Consider the following 14,759-nt stretch of genomic DNA (forward strand, 5'->3'; position numbering starts at 1 on the left):
CTGTATCGGCGGAGCCTACTCCTCCGGCTCGCCGGGCTTGCGCAGCAGATAAGTGTCCATGATCCAGCCTTTTTTCCGACGCGCCTCGTCGCGGGTCCTGACGATCTCGTCGCCGACGTCGCCAAGGCGGCCGGAAATGAGGATCTCGTCGGGCGTGCCGAGATAAGCGCCCCAGTGGATAAGGAGGTCGTTGTCGTCCAGCGTGTTGAAGGCGCATTTGCCGTCCAGCATGACGACGGTGCTGCCGGCATTGTCGGGCAAACCTTCCTCGGTGAGCCGGCGGCCGGTGGTGATCTGAACCGCATCGCCGATGCGGTTCAGCGCCATCTTGTGGCTGGCGGCGAGCGCCTGGACGGCAGTGATGCCGGGGATCACCTCGAGCTCGAACGCGACATTGCCTCTCATGCGCACCCGCTCCAGGATGCGCAGCGCGCTGTCGTAGAGCGAGGGATCGCCCCAGATCAGGAACGCACCGCAGCCATCTTGCGAAAGCTCGTCGCGGATTAGGCTTTCATAGATCGCGGCGATCGCCTCGTGCCAGTCATCGACGGCCGAGCGATAGGAGGGCGCTGGCTCGGCCCGCACCGGCACGTCGAATTCGACCCGGCGCGAGTTTGGATTGGTGACGAATCGATCGCAGATCTGGCGGCGCAGTTCTGCGAGATCGTTCTTTTTTGCGCCCTTGTCGGGAATGAACAGCACGTCGGCGCGGTTCAAGCCGTCGACCGCCTGCACGGTCATGTGGTCGGGATTGCCGGCGCCGATGCCGATGACGAGAAGCTTGCGCATGGGCGATCTCCTGCCCGATCGGAACGTCGCTGTCCAGACTGGCCCGGCAGGTCGGCATGGCATGTGGGCAAGCGCGGAAGGGCTTTGAAACTCCACATTGAAACGTCTAGAGCGACGCGCGTCCACTTGGACGCGCAAAGTACGCTCCAGCACCTTTAATCGTCGCATCGTGCTTTCCGAAAATCGATTCCGATTTTCGGGCCGATGCGATAGAGCGACGTGCGTCTACTTGGACGCGCAAAGTACGCTCTAGCACCTTAATCGTCGCATCGTGCTTTCCGAAAATCGATTCCGATTTTCGGGCCGATGCGATAGAGCGACGCGCGTCCACTTGGACGCGCAAAGTACGCTCTAGCACCTTTAATCGTCGCATCGTGCTTACCGAAAATCGATTCCGATTTTCGGGCCGATGCGATAGAGTCATAGCGGCATCTCGCCCAGGGAGCTTCCATGTTCCGTTATGTCCTGACCGCCGCGCTGGCGCTTTCGGCCACGCCCGTGTTCGCCAATGATTCGATCGCCGAATTGGGGACGGGCGGCCTGATCCTGTCGCGCAGCGACGCGGTCGCCATGGAGAGCGAGGACCTCTACATCTCGCCGGAAAAGGTGACGGTCGACTATGTCTTCCGCAACATCACCGACAAGGATGTCGACGCGATCGTCGCCTTTCCGATGCCTGACATCGAAGGCGATCCGAACGAGATGCCGGCAATTCCCGACGGCCAGAGCGACAATTTCCTCGGCTTCGAGGTGACGATCGACGGCGTGGCGGCAAAGCCGCAGCTCGAGCAGAAGGCATTTGCGCTCGGCATCGACATCAGTGCCGATCTCGAGTCGCAGAACGTGCCGTTCTACCCGTTCGGCGATGCGGCAAGGGCGGCATTGGCGAAGCTGCCGCAAGCGGTTGCCGACGACTGGGTCGACCGCGGCCTCATCATCGAGGATACCGCCGACGACGGTTCGGGCATGAAAACCGTCCATGTGCCGTTCTGGCAATTGCGCTCGACCTATTGGTGGCGCTCGAGCTTTCCAGCCAACAAGGCAGTTCGCGTCGCCCATCGCTACAAACCCAGCGTCGGCGGCACCTCTTCGGTCAGCTTCTTCTATGACGGCCAGTTCCAGGGCCAATACGCCGCCTACAAGACCCGTTACTGCATGGACGGCACGTTCGAGAATGCGATTCGCAAGGCGGCGAAGGGCAATCCCGACGGCACCCCGAGATATTTCGAAAACCGCATCGCCTATGTCCTGACCACTGGCGGCAACTGGGCGACTGGCTCGATCGGCAAGTTCAAGCTGACCGTCGACAAGGGCGATCCGAAGAACCTGGTCTCGTTCTGTGGCGAAAACGTCAGGAAAGTCGGGCCGACGCGTTTCGAGATGACGGCAGAGAATTTCTACCCTGAGCACGACATCGACATATTGCTGCTGGCACCTTCGGGCGGGAGCGGCGGCTGATGGACGTCGCGATCTATGTCGCCATCGCCGAAAACGGTGTGATCGGGCGCGATGGCGGTTTGCCGTGGCGGCTTTCTAGCGATCTCAAGCGGTTCAAGGCCGACACAATGGGCAAACCTGTCATCATGGGTCGCAAGACCTATGAAGGCATCGGCCGGCCTCTGCCTGGCAGGCTCAATATCGTGGTGACCCGCGACAAGGCCTGGCGCGCCGAGGGCGTCGAAACCGTGCATTCGCTCGACGAGGCGATCCGCCTGGCCAAGGTGCGCGGGCGCTGCATGGCCGGCGCCGACGAAATCTGCGTTATCGGCGGCGGCGAGATCTATGCCCAGGCGCTGCCGCTGGCCGACCGCCTGCATGTCACCCATGTCCTTGCCGCGGTCGACGGCGACGCGCATTTCCCGCCGATCGACCCGGATTTGTGGCGCATCGGCCGCTCGCAGGACGTTCCGGCCGGTGAAAAGGATAGTCATGCGACACGCTATTCGGTTTACGAGCGACGCCGCGACGTGCATTGAGAGACGGTAAAGGGTCGCGACGGTCCAAAACGGGCGGTGACGACGACCGATCGCGTTGAAAGCGCGCCGTCGCATCCCTATAGAAGAACAACACCGGATTTTGCGTCGTCAGGCCGGCGCATGAGGGAGCGAAAGGACATTTATGCCCTGGAATGACAAAAGCGGCGGAGGCGGCGGCCCATGGGGCGGCGGCAACAATCCTGGACCCTGGGGGCAGGGACCAAAGGGGCCTAGCGGTCCGCAGGGCTCGCCTCCCGATCTCGAAGACATCATTCGGCGCGGCCAGGACAGGTTGCGGCGTGCTTTGCCGGGTGGCGCTGGCGCCAGCCCAGCCGTGTTCGGATTGATCGCGGCGGCGCTTTTAGCGCTGTGGGCGTTCAAGGCGGTCTATACCGTGCAGCCCGACGAGGTTGCGGTCGAACTCAGATTCGGCGTGCCAAAGGCAGAGTTCTCCCAGCCCGGCCTGCATTTCCATTGGTGGCCCATCGAGACGGTCGAGACGGCCGTCATTGCCGAACAACTCGTCAACATCGGCGGCGGCACGGCCTCCGGCAACGGTTCAGGGCTGATGCTTTCGGGCGACCAGAACATCGTCAACGTCCAGTTCTCGGTGGCCTATCAGGTCTCCGATCCGAGGGCCTATCTGTTCGACGTGTCCGATCCCGACGGCATGCTGCGCCAGGTCGCCGAAAGCGCCATGCGCGAAGCGGTCGGCCGGCGGCCGGCGCAGGACATCTTCCGCGACGATCGCGAGGGCATTGCAGCGTCCGTGCGCGAAATCATCCAGACGACGCTGGACGGCTACAAGGCCGGCCTTAACGTCAACGCGATTTCGATCGAGGATGCCGCACCGCCGCGCGAAGTGGCCGACGCCTTTGACGAGGTGCAGCGCGCCGAACAGGACGAGGACAAGTTCGTCGAGCAGGCCAACCAGTACTCCAACCAGAAGCTCGGCCAGGCGCGCGGCGAGGCCGCACAGATCCGCGAGGAGGCGGCCGGCTACAAGAACCGGGTCGTGCAGGAGGCCGAAGGCGAGGCGCAGCGCTTCATCTCGGTCTATGACGAATACGCCAAGGCGCCGGATGTGACGCGCCAGCGGCTTTATCTGGAAACGATGGAGAGGGTTCTGAAGGATTCCAGCAAGGTCATTATCGAGCAAGGCAGCGGACCAGGGGTCGTTCCCTATCTGCCGCTGCCGGCATTGCAGCAGAACGCGCCGGCGCCGGCGCCGGTGCTGGGAGGAAACCAGTGATGGCCAACCGTCTTCCCATCATCGCCGTCATCGCCGCGGTCGTCCTGTTCCTGCTCTATTCGTCGGTCTTCGTTGTCAATGCGCGCCAGCAGGCACTGGTGCTCAGGTTCGGCGAGATCGTCGACGTCAAGAGCCAGCCGGGCATTTATTTCAAGGCGCCGTTCGCCTTCTTCGATGCCGACAGCGTGCAGTTGATCGAAAACAGGGTGCTGCGCTTCGACCTCGACAACATCCGCGTCCAGGTTTCGGGCGGCAAGTTTTATGAGGTCGACGCCTTCATCGCCTATCGGATCTCGGATCCGCGCGTGTTTCGCTCCGCGGTGTCCGGCCAGATCGAGCTGGCCGAGGCACGCTTGAGGACGCGTCTCGACGCCGCCTTGCGCCGTGTCTACGGTCTGCGCGACTTCGAGGCGGCGCTCTCGGAAGAGCGAGCCGTGATGATGCGCGAAGTGCGCGATCAGCTGAGGCCCGACGCCACGTCGCTCGGCCTGCAGATCGAGGATGTCCGCATTCGCCGGACCGATTTGACGGCGGAAGTCTCGCAACAGACATATGACCGCATGAAGGCTGAGCGTCTGGCCGAAGCCGAGCGGCTGCGGGCGCGCGGCAACGAGGCGGCGCAGCGCATCAGGGCGCGCGCCGACCGCGAAGTGGTGGAGATCGTCGCCGAGGCACGGAGAGAGTCTGAAATCCTGCGCGGTGAAGGTGAAGCTCAACGCAGCGCCACCTTCGCGAACGCCTACCAGCGCGATCCAGCCTTCTTCGACTTTTACCGGTCGATGAATGCCTACGGCACGGCGCTGAACAGTACCGGGACGACGATGGTGCTGTCGCCGAATTCGGACTTCTTCCGTTTCTTCCGCAATCCCGCCGGCGCGGACACGCCGGCAGCGCCTGGTGCAGCAGCGGTGCCCCGTGCACCCGCTGCACCGACAGCGCAGCCAGGCACCGGTCAGTAACGGCCGGTGCAGGACTTTCTGGCGGCAATAGGCCTGGTTCTCGCGCATGACCCCGAAAATCGGAATCGATTTTCGGAAAGGATCATGCGCCAAATCAAAGTGCTACAGCGTCCTTTGCGCGTCCAAAAGGACGCGCGGCGCTGTAGTGTCGAGGGCCTGGTCTATGGCGGCTTTCCCGGCCTCGCCAAGAAACTTGCCGGCGAAGTTCTGTCGATTCCGGAAAATACGCTGCGGGTCGCCGGGCTGATTGCAATCGCCGTTGGTGTCGGCCTGGTCTGGCTGGTGCGGGGTGAATGACGATGATTTCGGGATAACGGAGGATTTATCCTCCGCCGATAGCCATAGCCGCAAACGTGCCGTATTTCTTGCCAACATGGCTCGACGCAGCGTTTTCGGCGAGCGCCTTTCTTCTCAGAGACACCGGGAGACTTCTCGATGACATCCAACAGCTTTTTGCGCGCGGCGAGGCGGACGTTGACCGCGGGTGCTGCAGCACTTCTTATCGGCGTCGCTACCGTCCCGTCGCTGGTGACGCCCGCGGCCGCCGACGACGGCCCGGCTTCGGTCGCCGATCTGGCGCAGGGCCTGCTCGGCGCCGTGGTCAATATATCGACCTCGCAGAGGGTGAAGGGCACGGAGGGCCCGGGCGCGGTGCCGATGCCGCAGCTTCCAGAGGGCTCGCCCTTCCAGGACTTCTTCGACGATTTCTTCAAGAACCGTCCCGGCGAACAGGGCAATCCCTCGCAAAAGGTGCAGTCGCTGGGATCAGGCTTCGTGGTCGACGCCGAGCAAGGCATCGTGGTGACGAATAACCACGTGATCGCCGATGCCGACGACATCGAGGTGAATTTCTCCGACGGCGTGACGCTGAAGGCGACGCTGGTCGGTACCGACACCAAGACCGACGTGGCGGTGCTGAAGGTCGATCCGAAAGGGCACAAGCTGACGGCGGTGAAATTCGGCGATTCCAGCAAGATGCGCGTCGGTGACTGGGTGATGGCGATCGGCAATCCGTTCGGCCTCGGCGGCACCGTGACGGTCGGCATCGTCTCGGCCCGCAACCGCGACATCAATTCCGGCCCCTATGACGATTTCATCCAGACCGATGCCGCGATCAACCGCGGCAATTCCGGCGGGCCGCTGTTCAACAGCGCCGGCGAGGTGATCGGCATCAACACGGCGATCATTTCGCCGTCCGGCGGCTCGATCGGCATCGGCTTTTCCATTCCCTCGCAGCTGGCGTTGGGCGTCGTCGACCAGCTCCGCCAGTTCGGCGAGACGCGGCGCGGCTGGCTCGGTGTGCGCATCCAGCCGGTGACGGACGACATTGCCGAGAGCCTCGGCATGGCGACCGCCAAGGGCGCGCTGGTCGCCGGCGTCATCAAGGGCGGGCCTGTCGACAACGGCACCATCCTGGCGGGCGACGTCATCATCAAGTTCGACGGCAGGGACGTCAATGAAATGCGCGACCTGCCGCGCGTCGTCGCGGAGAGCACGGTCGGCAAGGCTGTCGACGTGGTCATCGTGCGCAAGGGCGTCGAGCAGACCGTGAAGGTGACGCTTGGCCGGCTCGAAGATGGCGAAAAGCTTGCCAGCGGCGAGAACGGCAATACCGACAAGGACACTGGCGACGAGGCGCCTGCCGTCCCGACGGCGTCCGTGCTCGGCATGACCGTTGGCGACCTCAACGACGAGACGCGGACGAAATTCGGCATTGCCGCCGAAGTCTCCGGCGTCGTTATCACTGAAGTCGCCAAGGATTCGGCCGCTGCCGAACGCGGCATCCAGGCCGGCGAGGTGATCACCGAGATCGCGCAGGAATCGGTCGCCACGCCCAAGGATGTCATGGACCGGATCGCTGCGTTGAAGGAGCAGGGACGCAAGAATGCGCTGCTGATGCTGGCGTCGAAGAGCGGCGAATTGCGGTTTGTGACGATCCGGATGGACTGAGTCCCGGAGGCGCGTGCTGATGGTGTGTCGCTGAACCAGTGGATCGCGTCGGCCGTGTCGCAGAAGGTTGGAGCCATGGAGACAGCGGCCCGATTTCCTGCGCCGACGGGCTGGTGATGCATCGGGCGACGATTTCGCGAAAGTGCTCGATCGGGTCGGCGCAAAACCGCCGCAGCCCGGCGACGAGCTTCCGTTTGACAAGCGGTGATTAGGGTCGGCGCTGATCAGGGCCGGCGCTGATCAGCGTCGGTTTTTCTGCCAATCCTTGGCTGTCAGCCTGTAGAACACATGCCGCTTGAGCCTGGCGTGGCTGTCCGGAATGCCGGGGTGGTCGAAATCGCTGGTCGGGTCGGCGGTCATGCCCAGGCGTTCCATGACGGCAGTGGACCGGCTGTTATCCCTGACGGCGAAAGAAACGATTTCCTCGAGGCCAAGCGTTTCGAAGCCATAGGCGAGCCAGGCTTCGGCTGCCTCGGTGACATAGCCATGGCCCCAGAATTCGGGCGCCAGCCGCCAGCCGATCTCGACGGTGCCGGCCGGCAGGAACGGCAAATGATCGGTGTCGAGGAGGCCGACGAAGCCGATGCATTGGCGCGTTTCAATTATCTCGGCGGCAGCGAAACCGTAGCCATCCTCGGCAATCCAGGCGCGGAACTCGTCCATCTTGGCGTCGGCCTGCGCGCGGTCGCGGCGAAACGGAAAGAACTCCATGACGCGCTCGTCGGAGTTGATGCGGTAGAAGAGGTCGCGGTCGCGATCCTCCCAGTTGCGCAGGATCAGGCGCTCGGTGCGGATTGGCGTCACTCCACAAACTCCTCCCGCCGGTAGCCCTGCAGATAGAGAAGCGCGGTCAGGTCGCCATGGTCGATGCGGAATTTTGCCTCCGCCGCCACGACATGCTTGGCATGAAGCGCCACACCGGTGCCGGCAAGGCGGATCATGTCGAGGTCGTTGGCGCCATCGCCGACAGCAATGGCGTCGGCGGTCGTCAGCCCGAGGCGCGCCGAAATCTCGAGCAGCGCATCGGCCTTGGCGGCGCGCCCCAGGATCGGCTCGGCGACCAGCCCGGTGAAGCGGCCATCCTGCTCGATCAAGCGGTTGGCCCGATTCTCCTGAAAGCCGAGCATGGCGCCGATGCGTGAGGTGAAGACGTTGAAGCCACCCGACACGAGTGCAGTCCAAGCGCCGTTGGCCCGCATGGTCTGGACAAGCGCGCGGCCACCGGAAGCCAGCGTCAGGCGATTGGCGATGATGCGGTCGACCACGGCAGTGTCGAGGCCTTTCAGCAGCGCCACCCGCTCGCGCAAGGCCGGCTCGAAAGCGATCTCGCCATTCATCGATCGCGCCGTGATGGCGGCGACGTAATCCTTGACGCCGATCTCGTCGGCGAGCTCGTCGATGCACTCCTGATCGATAACAGTCGAATCCATATCGGCGATAAGGATTTTCTTTCGCCTGCCCTCGGGCCGCTGAACGATCACGTCAACCGGTTCGGGTGCAAGCACGGCGCGCAGGCTGGCGGTCGTTTCAGCGGCTTCGGCCGTCTCTGGCAGGGCGAATTCACAGGCGATGCCTTCGGCCAGCCAGCGAACAGTGCTTGCGCCGACCGACCGCGACGCCATATTCGCAAGCGCCGGCGACAATGCGCGACCGGCGGGATGGGATACAAGCGTGGCGATCAGCGGCATAAAAAATTCCGGCGGGCAGGCGGGCGAGAGCCGCGTTAAGAACGCGATCCTGATAGCCGGGCCGACCGCCAGCGGCAAGTCCGCCCTTGCGCTCGCCCTCGCCGAGCGCAACGGCGGCGTCATCGTCAACACCGATTCGATGCAGGTCTATTCGGTGCTCGACGTGCTGACGGCGCGGCCGACTGCTGCCGAACTCGCTCGCGTCCCGCATTTCCTCTACGGACATGTCCATCCCTCCACCGCCTATTCCACTGGCGCCTGGCTGCGCGACGTGATGAAGCTCATCGACGACGGCGCGTTCGTCGAACGGCCGGTCGGCACGTTCTTCGAACGGCCGGTGATTTTCGTCGGCGGCACCGGGCTTTATTTCCGGGCGCTTGCGGAGGGCATTTCGGAAATGCCCGACATTCCGCAGTCGATCCGTGATCGCTGGCGCTACGAACTCCAGGAGCAGGGCGCAGCCAAGCTGCACCGTATCCTGCTGCGCAGGGATTCTGCAGCCGGCATGATGCTGAAGCCGACCGACGGCCAGCGCATCGTGCGGGCGCTGGAGGTGCTCGACGCATCGGGCCGTTCCATCCTGGAATGGCAGGCGGCGCGCGGCCGTCCACTGATCGACAGGGCCGGCACGCGCTTCCTTGTGATCGAGCCGGACCGAGCGGAGCTGGTGGAGCGGATCGAGGCGCGGTTCGACCGCATGCTGGAGAAGGGCGCCCTCGACGAGGTCAGGCAGATCACCGATCTTGGTCTCGATCCCGACTTGCCTGCGATGAAAGCCATCGGCGTTCGCGAACTCCAGGCCGCAATGGCCGGCGAGCTGAGTTTTCCCGAAGCGATCGAGCGCGCGAAGATCGCGACGCGACAGTATGCCAAGCGCCAGGCGACCTGGTTCAGGCATCAGTTGGGTCCGGAATGGCTGAGATTGCGTCCTGGTGATCGTGTGGAATCCACGATCTTGGATACCTTTTCGAGTGCAACCTGAAAAGTTGACTTTAAGGGAAGACCTCCCGTTGAAGTTGTCCCAATTAACCCTCCGTAAGGCCGTAGATGCCATAACGTCTTTGGGGTTTTGCAACGGGGAGCAGATGCGTTTTCACAAGGCGGAATCAGCCTTTTTCGTCTTCATCTTCGTGATCCTGGCCGCCGGCCTGGTGACGCTTCACGCCTATGGGCATCTGCAGGCGCTCGCGGCGGAGATCACTACGCCTGCCGCGATTGAGAAGACCACTTATCTCAACAAGCTGTTGTTTGGGACCGGCGTCCTTTTGGCGACTGCCCTGTTCTTTGGCATTTTCTTCATCTACCCGCTGATCCGCAAGCAGGCGACGGAAGAAGGCAAGCTGCGCGCCATGACGGTTTCGCTCAGCGCCCGTTCGGAAACGCTGGAGCATGCGGCGCTGACCGACGGCCTGACCGGCATGCAGAACCGGCGTTATTTCGACGATGCACTGAAGGAATATCTCGAGGAATTCCGTCGCATCGACAAGCCGGTCGGGCTGATGATCCTTGATCTCGACCATTTCAAGCAGGTCAACGACACTCACGGCCATGATGTCGGTGACCAGGTGTTGCGGGCGGTCGCCAGTTGTCTCAAGGACATGACACGCTATCACGACGTGGTGGCGCGCCTGGGTGGCGAGGAGTTCGCGGTGGTCATGCCCAACATGGACGCCGAACTGCTGTCCAGGTTCGCCGAACGCATCCGCAAGGCGATCGCCAACATGTCGATACTGTCAGGCAATGTCCGGCTGAAGATCACCACCAGCGTCGGTCTTGCCATCTGGGACCGCAAGGAAACCGCCGAAGAGTTCTATCGCCGCGCCGACCGTCAACTGTATGAGGCCAAGAGGCAAGGCCGCAACCGCGTCTGCGCCTGAAATCCCGGAGAAGAATTCATGAGGCCGGCCGACTGACGCAGCTTTCTCGACTTCCGGTGCTCATGGACTCAAATGTCCACTCCGCGCCGGGTTCTCGAAAGCCACGTCATTCGATCCGGCCTGATGAATTCCCTTCCGGGATTTGCCCTGGTTTCCTAGGGGGACATAGTTTTAACTTTGGAAGCGCCTTAGCCTCACAGGCTAAAGCCGCCCGGCTCAATCGTTCTGCGGGCGCAGGCCGAAGGTTGCGGGTTTCAGGCCATAACGCATGTCGAAATCGTCGTCCGGCTGGGCGCGTGCGACAGTCGGGGCGGGCGGCTTGCGATAGTCGGGATCGCCGGCCTGCCGGCTTGAATCCACGACTTCGGCGAAGGCCATCGCCTGCTGCGGTTTTGGCACGTTGCGAAGCCTTTCGACGATCGCCACCAGATCGACATCATTGCCAAGCTTGGACGGCAAGGCTTCCTCGCGCTTGGCCGTGCCCGGGATCAGGCCCTCGGATAGTTTTTCGAATTTCATTCGCATGGTCGTCGCCACGCCTTCACCAAAGGCGATGGCTTCGCGCTGGCCCATCGAAGACAGGAATGCCAGTGTCGAGGCTGAGGAATCGGCGATCGCCGAGCGGATGATCGCCTGGTCCTGCTCGTTGGCGAGCCGCATCGCAAAAAAGGTCGAGCACTGCGACAGGATAGTGGGATCGAGTTCGCCCGGGCGCTGGGTGACGATGCCGAGATAACAACCATATTTGCGGCCTTCCTTGGCGATGCGCGACAGCGCGTGCCGGGTCGGCGCGAAACCAAGGCGCGGATCGGCCGGCATGTAGCGGTGCGCTTCCTCGCACAGCAAAAGCAGCCGCAGCCGGCCTTCGCTCCATAGCGCCAGGTCGAAGGCCAGACGCGCCAGCACCGAGCAGACGGAATTGACCACTTCCGAAGGCATGCCTGCCATCTCGAAGCAGGTCACCGGGCGGCCGTGATGCGGCACGCGGAAGATGTTGCCGATCGTCTCGTGGATGGTGTCCTCGATCAGCCGCGAGTTGAACATGAAGCGGTAGCGCGGATCGGAGGCTGCCGATTCGATGCGCGTCTTCAGCGATTTGAGGGTGGGGCGGTCGTTCTTGCTTTCCAGCAGTCCCATGCGCTCGTCGATCTGCTTGATGAGATCGACAATGCGATAGGGCACCGGCGTGTCCGCGGTCAGCGCATCGCTGCCGCGCCTGAGATACGTGCCCGAATTCGGGTTGCGATAAAGGTTTTTGGCCGCGGGAATAAGATCGCGCAAGGCGTCCACCTCTTCCGGCACGATCTCTCGACCGCGAAACAGCACTTCGGCAAACTCCTCGAGCTTGAACATCCAGAAGGGCAGGTCAAGCGTCGCCGAATCGACCCTGACGCAGTGCTCTGGCAAGGACGCGGCGAACTCGTTGTGCGGATCGAGGATGAGAACGCGCAGGTCGGGTCGAGCGGCGATCGACTTGCGCAAAAGCAGCGAGACGGCGGTGGATTTGCCGACGCCGGTGGTGCCGACAATGGCGAAATGGCGCGCCAGAGTGTCGTCGATAGCGATGTTGGCGTCGATCGCCTCATCCTGTGACAGCGTGCCGATGGTGATCGAGTGACGGCCGGCGAGGTCATAGACCGCCTGCAGGTCGCGGCTGCGGATGCGGTGGGCGATGGCGCCGATATGCGGATAGGTGGTGATGCCGCGGTCGAAAACCGGTTTGGCGCCGGGCTCGGCGCCGTCGCGCACCTCGCCGATGAGCTCGATACTGACCTCGATCGGGTTCTGGCCCTCATCGTGCCAGGCGCGATCCGACTTGCCGACCGCGTAGACCAGCCCGACGGTCCGCGTGTTGCCAAGGTTGATGGAGATCATCTTGCCGACGCTCCAATGGCCGGTGACCGTGCCTACGATATCGGCGGCATGGGCGCTGATGGTGGCGCGCGCGCCGTCGCACTGGACGACATTGCCCAGAACGCGCTTGTCGCTCTGCTCCGCCTTGCGGCGCTCCTGCAAAGTCGGCTCTCCAACGGAGGCGTCGCGGTCGACGAACATGGACAGGCTGTTCCCCATTTCCCATTTTCCATTTTCCCCAAGGCGATCGACCTTACGCCGACGCGGTTAAGGGGGGGTGAGGTCGGATGGTGTAGGGACGATTAAGCCGGTCGCGAAAATTGAACCGACCGGCGGCGAGTCCCGGCGACAGCCTTGAACGTCTATCCCGCGTGATGGACCTGCTGCAGGCCGTAGACCGGCGTCGCGATGCCCTCGTGCCGTGCTTTCAACTGCAGCGACAGGAACTGCGAGTAGTGGCGTGACTGGTGCAGATTGCCGCCGTGGAACCACAGCGCTTCCTGTTGCGTCGGCTTCCACATGTTGCGCTGCTCGCCCTCCCAGGGACCGGGATCCTTGGTGGTGTTCGAGCCGAGCCCCCAGCATTTCCCGACTTTGTCGGCGACCTCTTTCGAGATCAGCTCCGCCGCCCAGCCGTTCATCGAACCGTAGCCGGTGGCATAGACGACGACATCGGCCGGCAGCTCGGTGCCGTCGCTGAGCAGGACCGAATGTTGCTTGATCTCGGTCACGTCGACGCCGCTCTTCAGCTTGATGGCGCCGTCGATGATCAGCTGGGAGGCGCCGATATCAATATAGTAGCCGGAACCGCGCCTGAGATATTTCATGAACAGGCCCGAACCGTCGTCGCCCCAGTCGAGCATGAAGCCAGCTTTTTCCAGGCCCTCGTAGAAGGCGGCATCACGCTCCTTCATCTTCTCGTAGAGCGGGATCTGGAATTCGTGCAGGATCTTGTAGGGCAGCGAGGCGAAGATGAGATCGGCCTTGGCCGTGGTCATGCCGTTTTGCACGGCCTGCTCCGAATAAAGGGCTCCGAGCCCGATATCCATCAGCGTGTCGGATCTGACGATGTGCGTGGTCGATCGCTGCACCATGGTGACGTCGACGCCGGCTTCCCAGAGTGCGGCGCAGATATCATGCGCGGAATTGTTCGACCCGATGACGACGACTTTCTTGCCAAAGCAGCTGTCTGGACCGGGATGTTTCGAGGAATGGTGCTGATCGCCCTTGAAATTCTCCATGCCTTTGAACTGCGGGATGTTGGGCCGGCCCGACATGCCGGTGGCCAGCACCAGCTGCTTCGGCTTCAGCGTGATGTCCTTGCCGTCGCGATGGACGACGACCGTCCATTCCTTCTTCTGATCGTCATAGGTGGCGCTCTTGGCCGGCGTGGAGGACCAATAGTTCAGCTCCATGACCTTGGTGTACATTTCCAGCCAGTCGCCGATCTTGTCCTTGGGCGAGAAGACCGGCCAGTTCCGAGGAAAGTCGATATAGGGCAGATGGTCGTACCAGACCGGATCGTGCAGGCAGAGCGACTTGTAACGCTTGCGCCATGAATCGCCGGCACGCTCGTTCTTCTCGACGATGATGGTCGGCACGCCGAGCTGCCTCAACCGGGCACCGAGCGCGATGCCGCCCTGGCCGCCGCCGATGATCAGCGTGTTGGGTTGATTGACAAACCCGAGTTCGGTCGCCTCCTTTTCGCGCTCCTCCTTCCAGGTCGGCCGGTTTTTGCCGTGACCGTGCTTGGCACCCATCGGCCGGGCGAAGCCGGCGGGTTCCTCATGGCCCTTCAGCTCGACCATGGTGGTGAGCAGTGTCCAGATCTTGCCGTTCTTCAGCCGGATATGGCCGAAGCCGCGCGCAACCTCCGTTTCGAAACTGATCCAGCCTTCCAGCAGCCCGTCGCTCTCCGTGGCGTCTTCGCCTTTCGCAAGCGCCCAGTTCGATGGCTTTATCGTCGCCAACTGGCTCATCAGCATATCGCGCACCTGGTCGCGACCTTCCATGGTCTTGATGTTCCAGGTGAAGGACACCAGGTCGCGCCAGTAGCAGTCTTCCTGAAAGCACCCGACCGCTCCGTCGATGTCGCCGGCGGCGAGCGCTGCGCTGAATTGGTCGAGCAGGTCGGATAGTTTCTTGGCTGGGGCCTTGTCGAGCATCGAATTTCCTCCCGTGAAGTGCTGGTCGTCGTCGCGGCGTGCCGGACCCTCCCAGGCCGGTCGACCGGAGTATCGCGGCAAACTGCGTGCCGCGTCACGTCGTCAAATAGTTTGGCGCGGTTTCAATGGCTTATCGCGATGATCGCGGACACTGATCGTGCCGGTGGTCGTACGGAACGGTGGTTCGAGGCGATGGGTGCAACCGGGCCTGCCGGATACGGTCAATTGGCTCGAACCGCCCGGCATCGT

General features: G+C 62.8%; 13 protein-coding genes. 8 read left to right on the plus strand and 5 right to left on the minus strand.

The window, feature by feature from the left end; translation table 11 throughout:
* Nucleotides 1–15 precede the first annotated feature (15 nt).
* Nucleotides 16–789 carry a precorrin-6A synthase (deacetylating) gene (gene cobF, locus AC0L2V_RS11690; protein WP_473509071.1) on the minus strand — a complete coding sequence of 258 codons (774 nt, stop codon included), beginning with the start codon at nt 787–789 and terminating at the stop codon, nt 16–18.
* Between the two features lie 450 nt (nt 790–1,239).
* Between cobF and AC0L2V_RS11695 the strand changes: the two genes are divergently transcribed.
* The 6 genes from AC0L2V_RS11695 (at nt 1,240) to AC0L2V_RS11720 (ending at nt 6,926) form a co-directional block, all read left to right on the plus strand.
* Entirely contained in the window at nt 1,240–2,247 is a 1,008-nt protein-coding gene (locus AC0L2V_RS11695; protein ID WP_473520128.1) for a DUF4424 domain-containing protein, read from the plus strand.
* On the plus strand, nt 2,247–2,765 hold the full coding sequence (locus AC0L2V_RS11700) for a dihydrofolate reductase (RefSeq protein ID WP_473520129.1): 519 nt from the start codon (nt 2,247–2,249) through the stop codon (nt 2,763–2,765). The genes AC0L2V_RS11695 and AC0L2V_RS11700 overlap by 1 nt, the downstream gene beginning before the upstream one ends.
* A 142-nt stretch (nt 2,766–2,907) precedes the next feature.
* Entirely contained in the window at nt 2,908–4,017 is a 1,110-nt protein-coding gene (hflK, locus tag AC0L2V_RS11705; protein ID WP_287219119.1) for an FtsH protease activity modulator HflK, read from the plus strand.
* Nucleotides 4,017–4,976, plus strand: a complete 960-nt coding sequence (gene hflC, locus AC0L2V_RS11710) for a protease modulator HflC (protein ID WP_473520130.1) — start codon at nt 4,017–4,019, stop codon at nt 4,974–4,976. Before hflK ends, hflC begins: the two co-directional genes overlap by 1 nt.
* Before the next feature lie 84 nt (nt 4,977–5,060).
* Nucleotides 5,061–5,273, plus strand: coding sequence for a DUF2065 domain-containing protein (locus AC0L2V_RS11715; protein ID WP_473520131.1), 213 nt, complete (start codon nt 5,061–5,063; stop codon nt 5,271–5,273).
* A 138-nt stretch (nt 5,274–5,411) separates the two neighbouring features.
* Nucleotides 5,412–6,926, plus strand: coding sequence for a DegQ family serine endoprotease (locus AC0L2V_RS11720; protein WP_287056274.1), 1,515 nt, complete (start codon nt 5,412–5,414; stop codon nt 6,924–6,926).
* A gap of 240 nt (nt 6,927–7,166) precedes the next feature.
* Here AC0L2V_RS11720 and AC0L2V_RS11725 read toward each other — a convergent pair whose 3' ends face one another.
* Nucleotides 7,167–7,730 (minus strand): GNAT family N-acetyltransferase, encoded by a 564-nt coding sequence (locus AC0L2V_RS11725; protein ID WP_473520132.1) that lies wholly within the window; start codon nt 7,728–7,730, stop codon nt 7,167–7,169.
* The gene (gene serB / locus AC0L2V_RS11730; RefSeq protein WP_473520133.1) at nt 7,727–8,614 is read right to left on the minus strand and encodes a phosphoserine phosphatase SerB; all 888 of its coding nucleotides are present in this window, start codon (nt 8,612–8,614) and stop codon (nt 7,727–7,729) included. Before serB ends, AC0L2V_RS11725 begins: the two co-directional genes overlap by 4 nt.
* On the opposite strand from serB, the gene miaA reads away from it, so the two are divergent.
* Both miaA and AC0L2V_RS11740 read left to right on the plus strand, forming a co-directional pair.
* Nucleotides 8,604–9,596 (plus strand): tRNA (adenosine(37)-N6)-dimethylallyltransferase MiaA, encoded by a 993-nt coding sequence (gene miaA, locus AC0L2V_RS11735; RefSeq protein ID WP_473491385.1) that lies wholly within the window; start codon nt 8,604–8,606, stop codon nt 9,594–9,596. The genes serB and miaA overlap by 11 nt on opposite strands.
* A gap of 103 nt (nt 9,597–9,699) precedes the next feature.
* Nucleotides 9,700–10,491, plus strand: coding sequence for a GGDEF domain-containing protein (locus AC0L2V_RS11740; RefSeq protein WP_473520134.1), 792 nt, complete (start codon nt 9,700–9,702; stop codon nt 10,489–10,491).
* Between the two features lie 216 nt (nt 10,492–10,707).
* Here AC0L2V_RS11740 and AC0L2V_RS11745 read toward each other — a convergent pair whose 3' ends face one another.
* Complete coding sequence (locus AC0L2V_RS11745) at nt 10,708–12,546, minus strand: ATP-binding protein (protein ID WP_473520159.1); 1,839 nt, start codon at nt 12,544–12,546, stop codon at nt 10,708–10,710.
* 161 nt (nt 12,547–12,707) lie between these two features.
* Nucleotides 12,708–14,510, minus strand: coding sequence for an NAD(P)-binding domain-containing protein (locus tag AC0L2V_RS11750; protein ID WP_473520135.1), 1,803 nt, complete (start codon nt 14,508–14,510; stop codon nt 12,708–12,710).
* Between the last annotated feature and the right edge of the window lie 249 nt (nt 14,511–14,759).

Source organism: Mesorhizobium sp. WSM4814 (assembly GCF_055811595.1).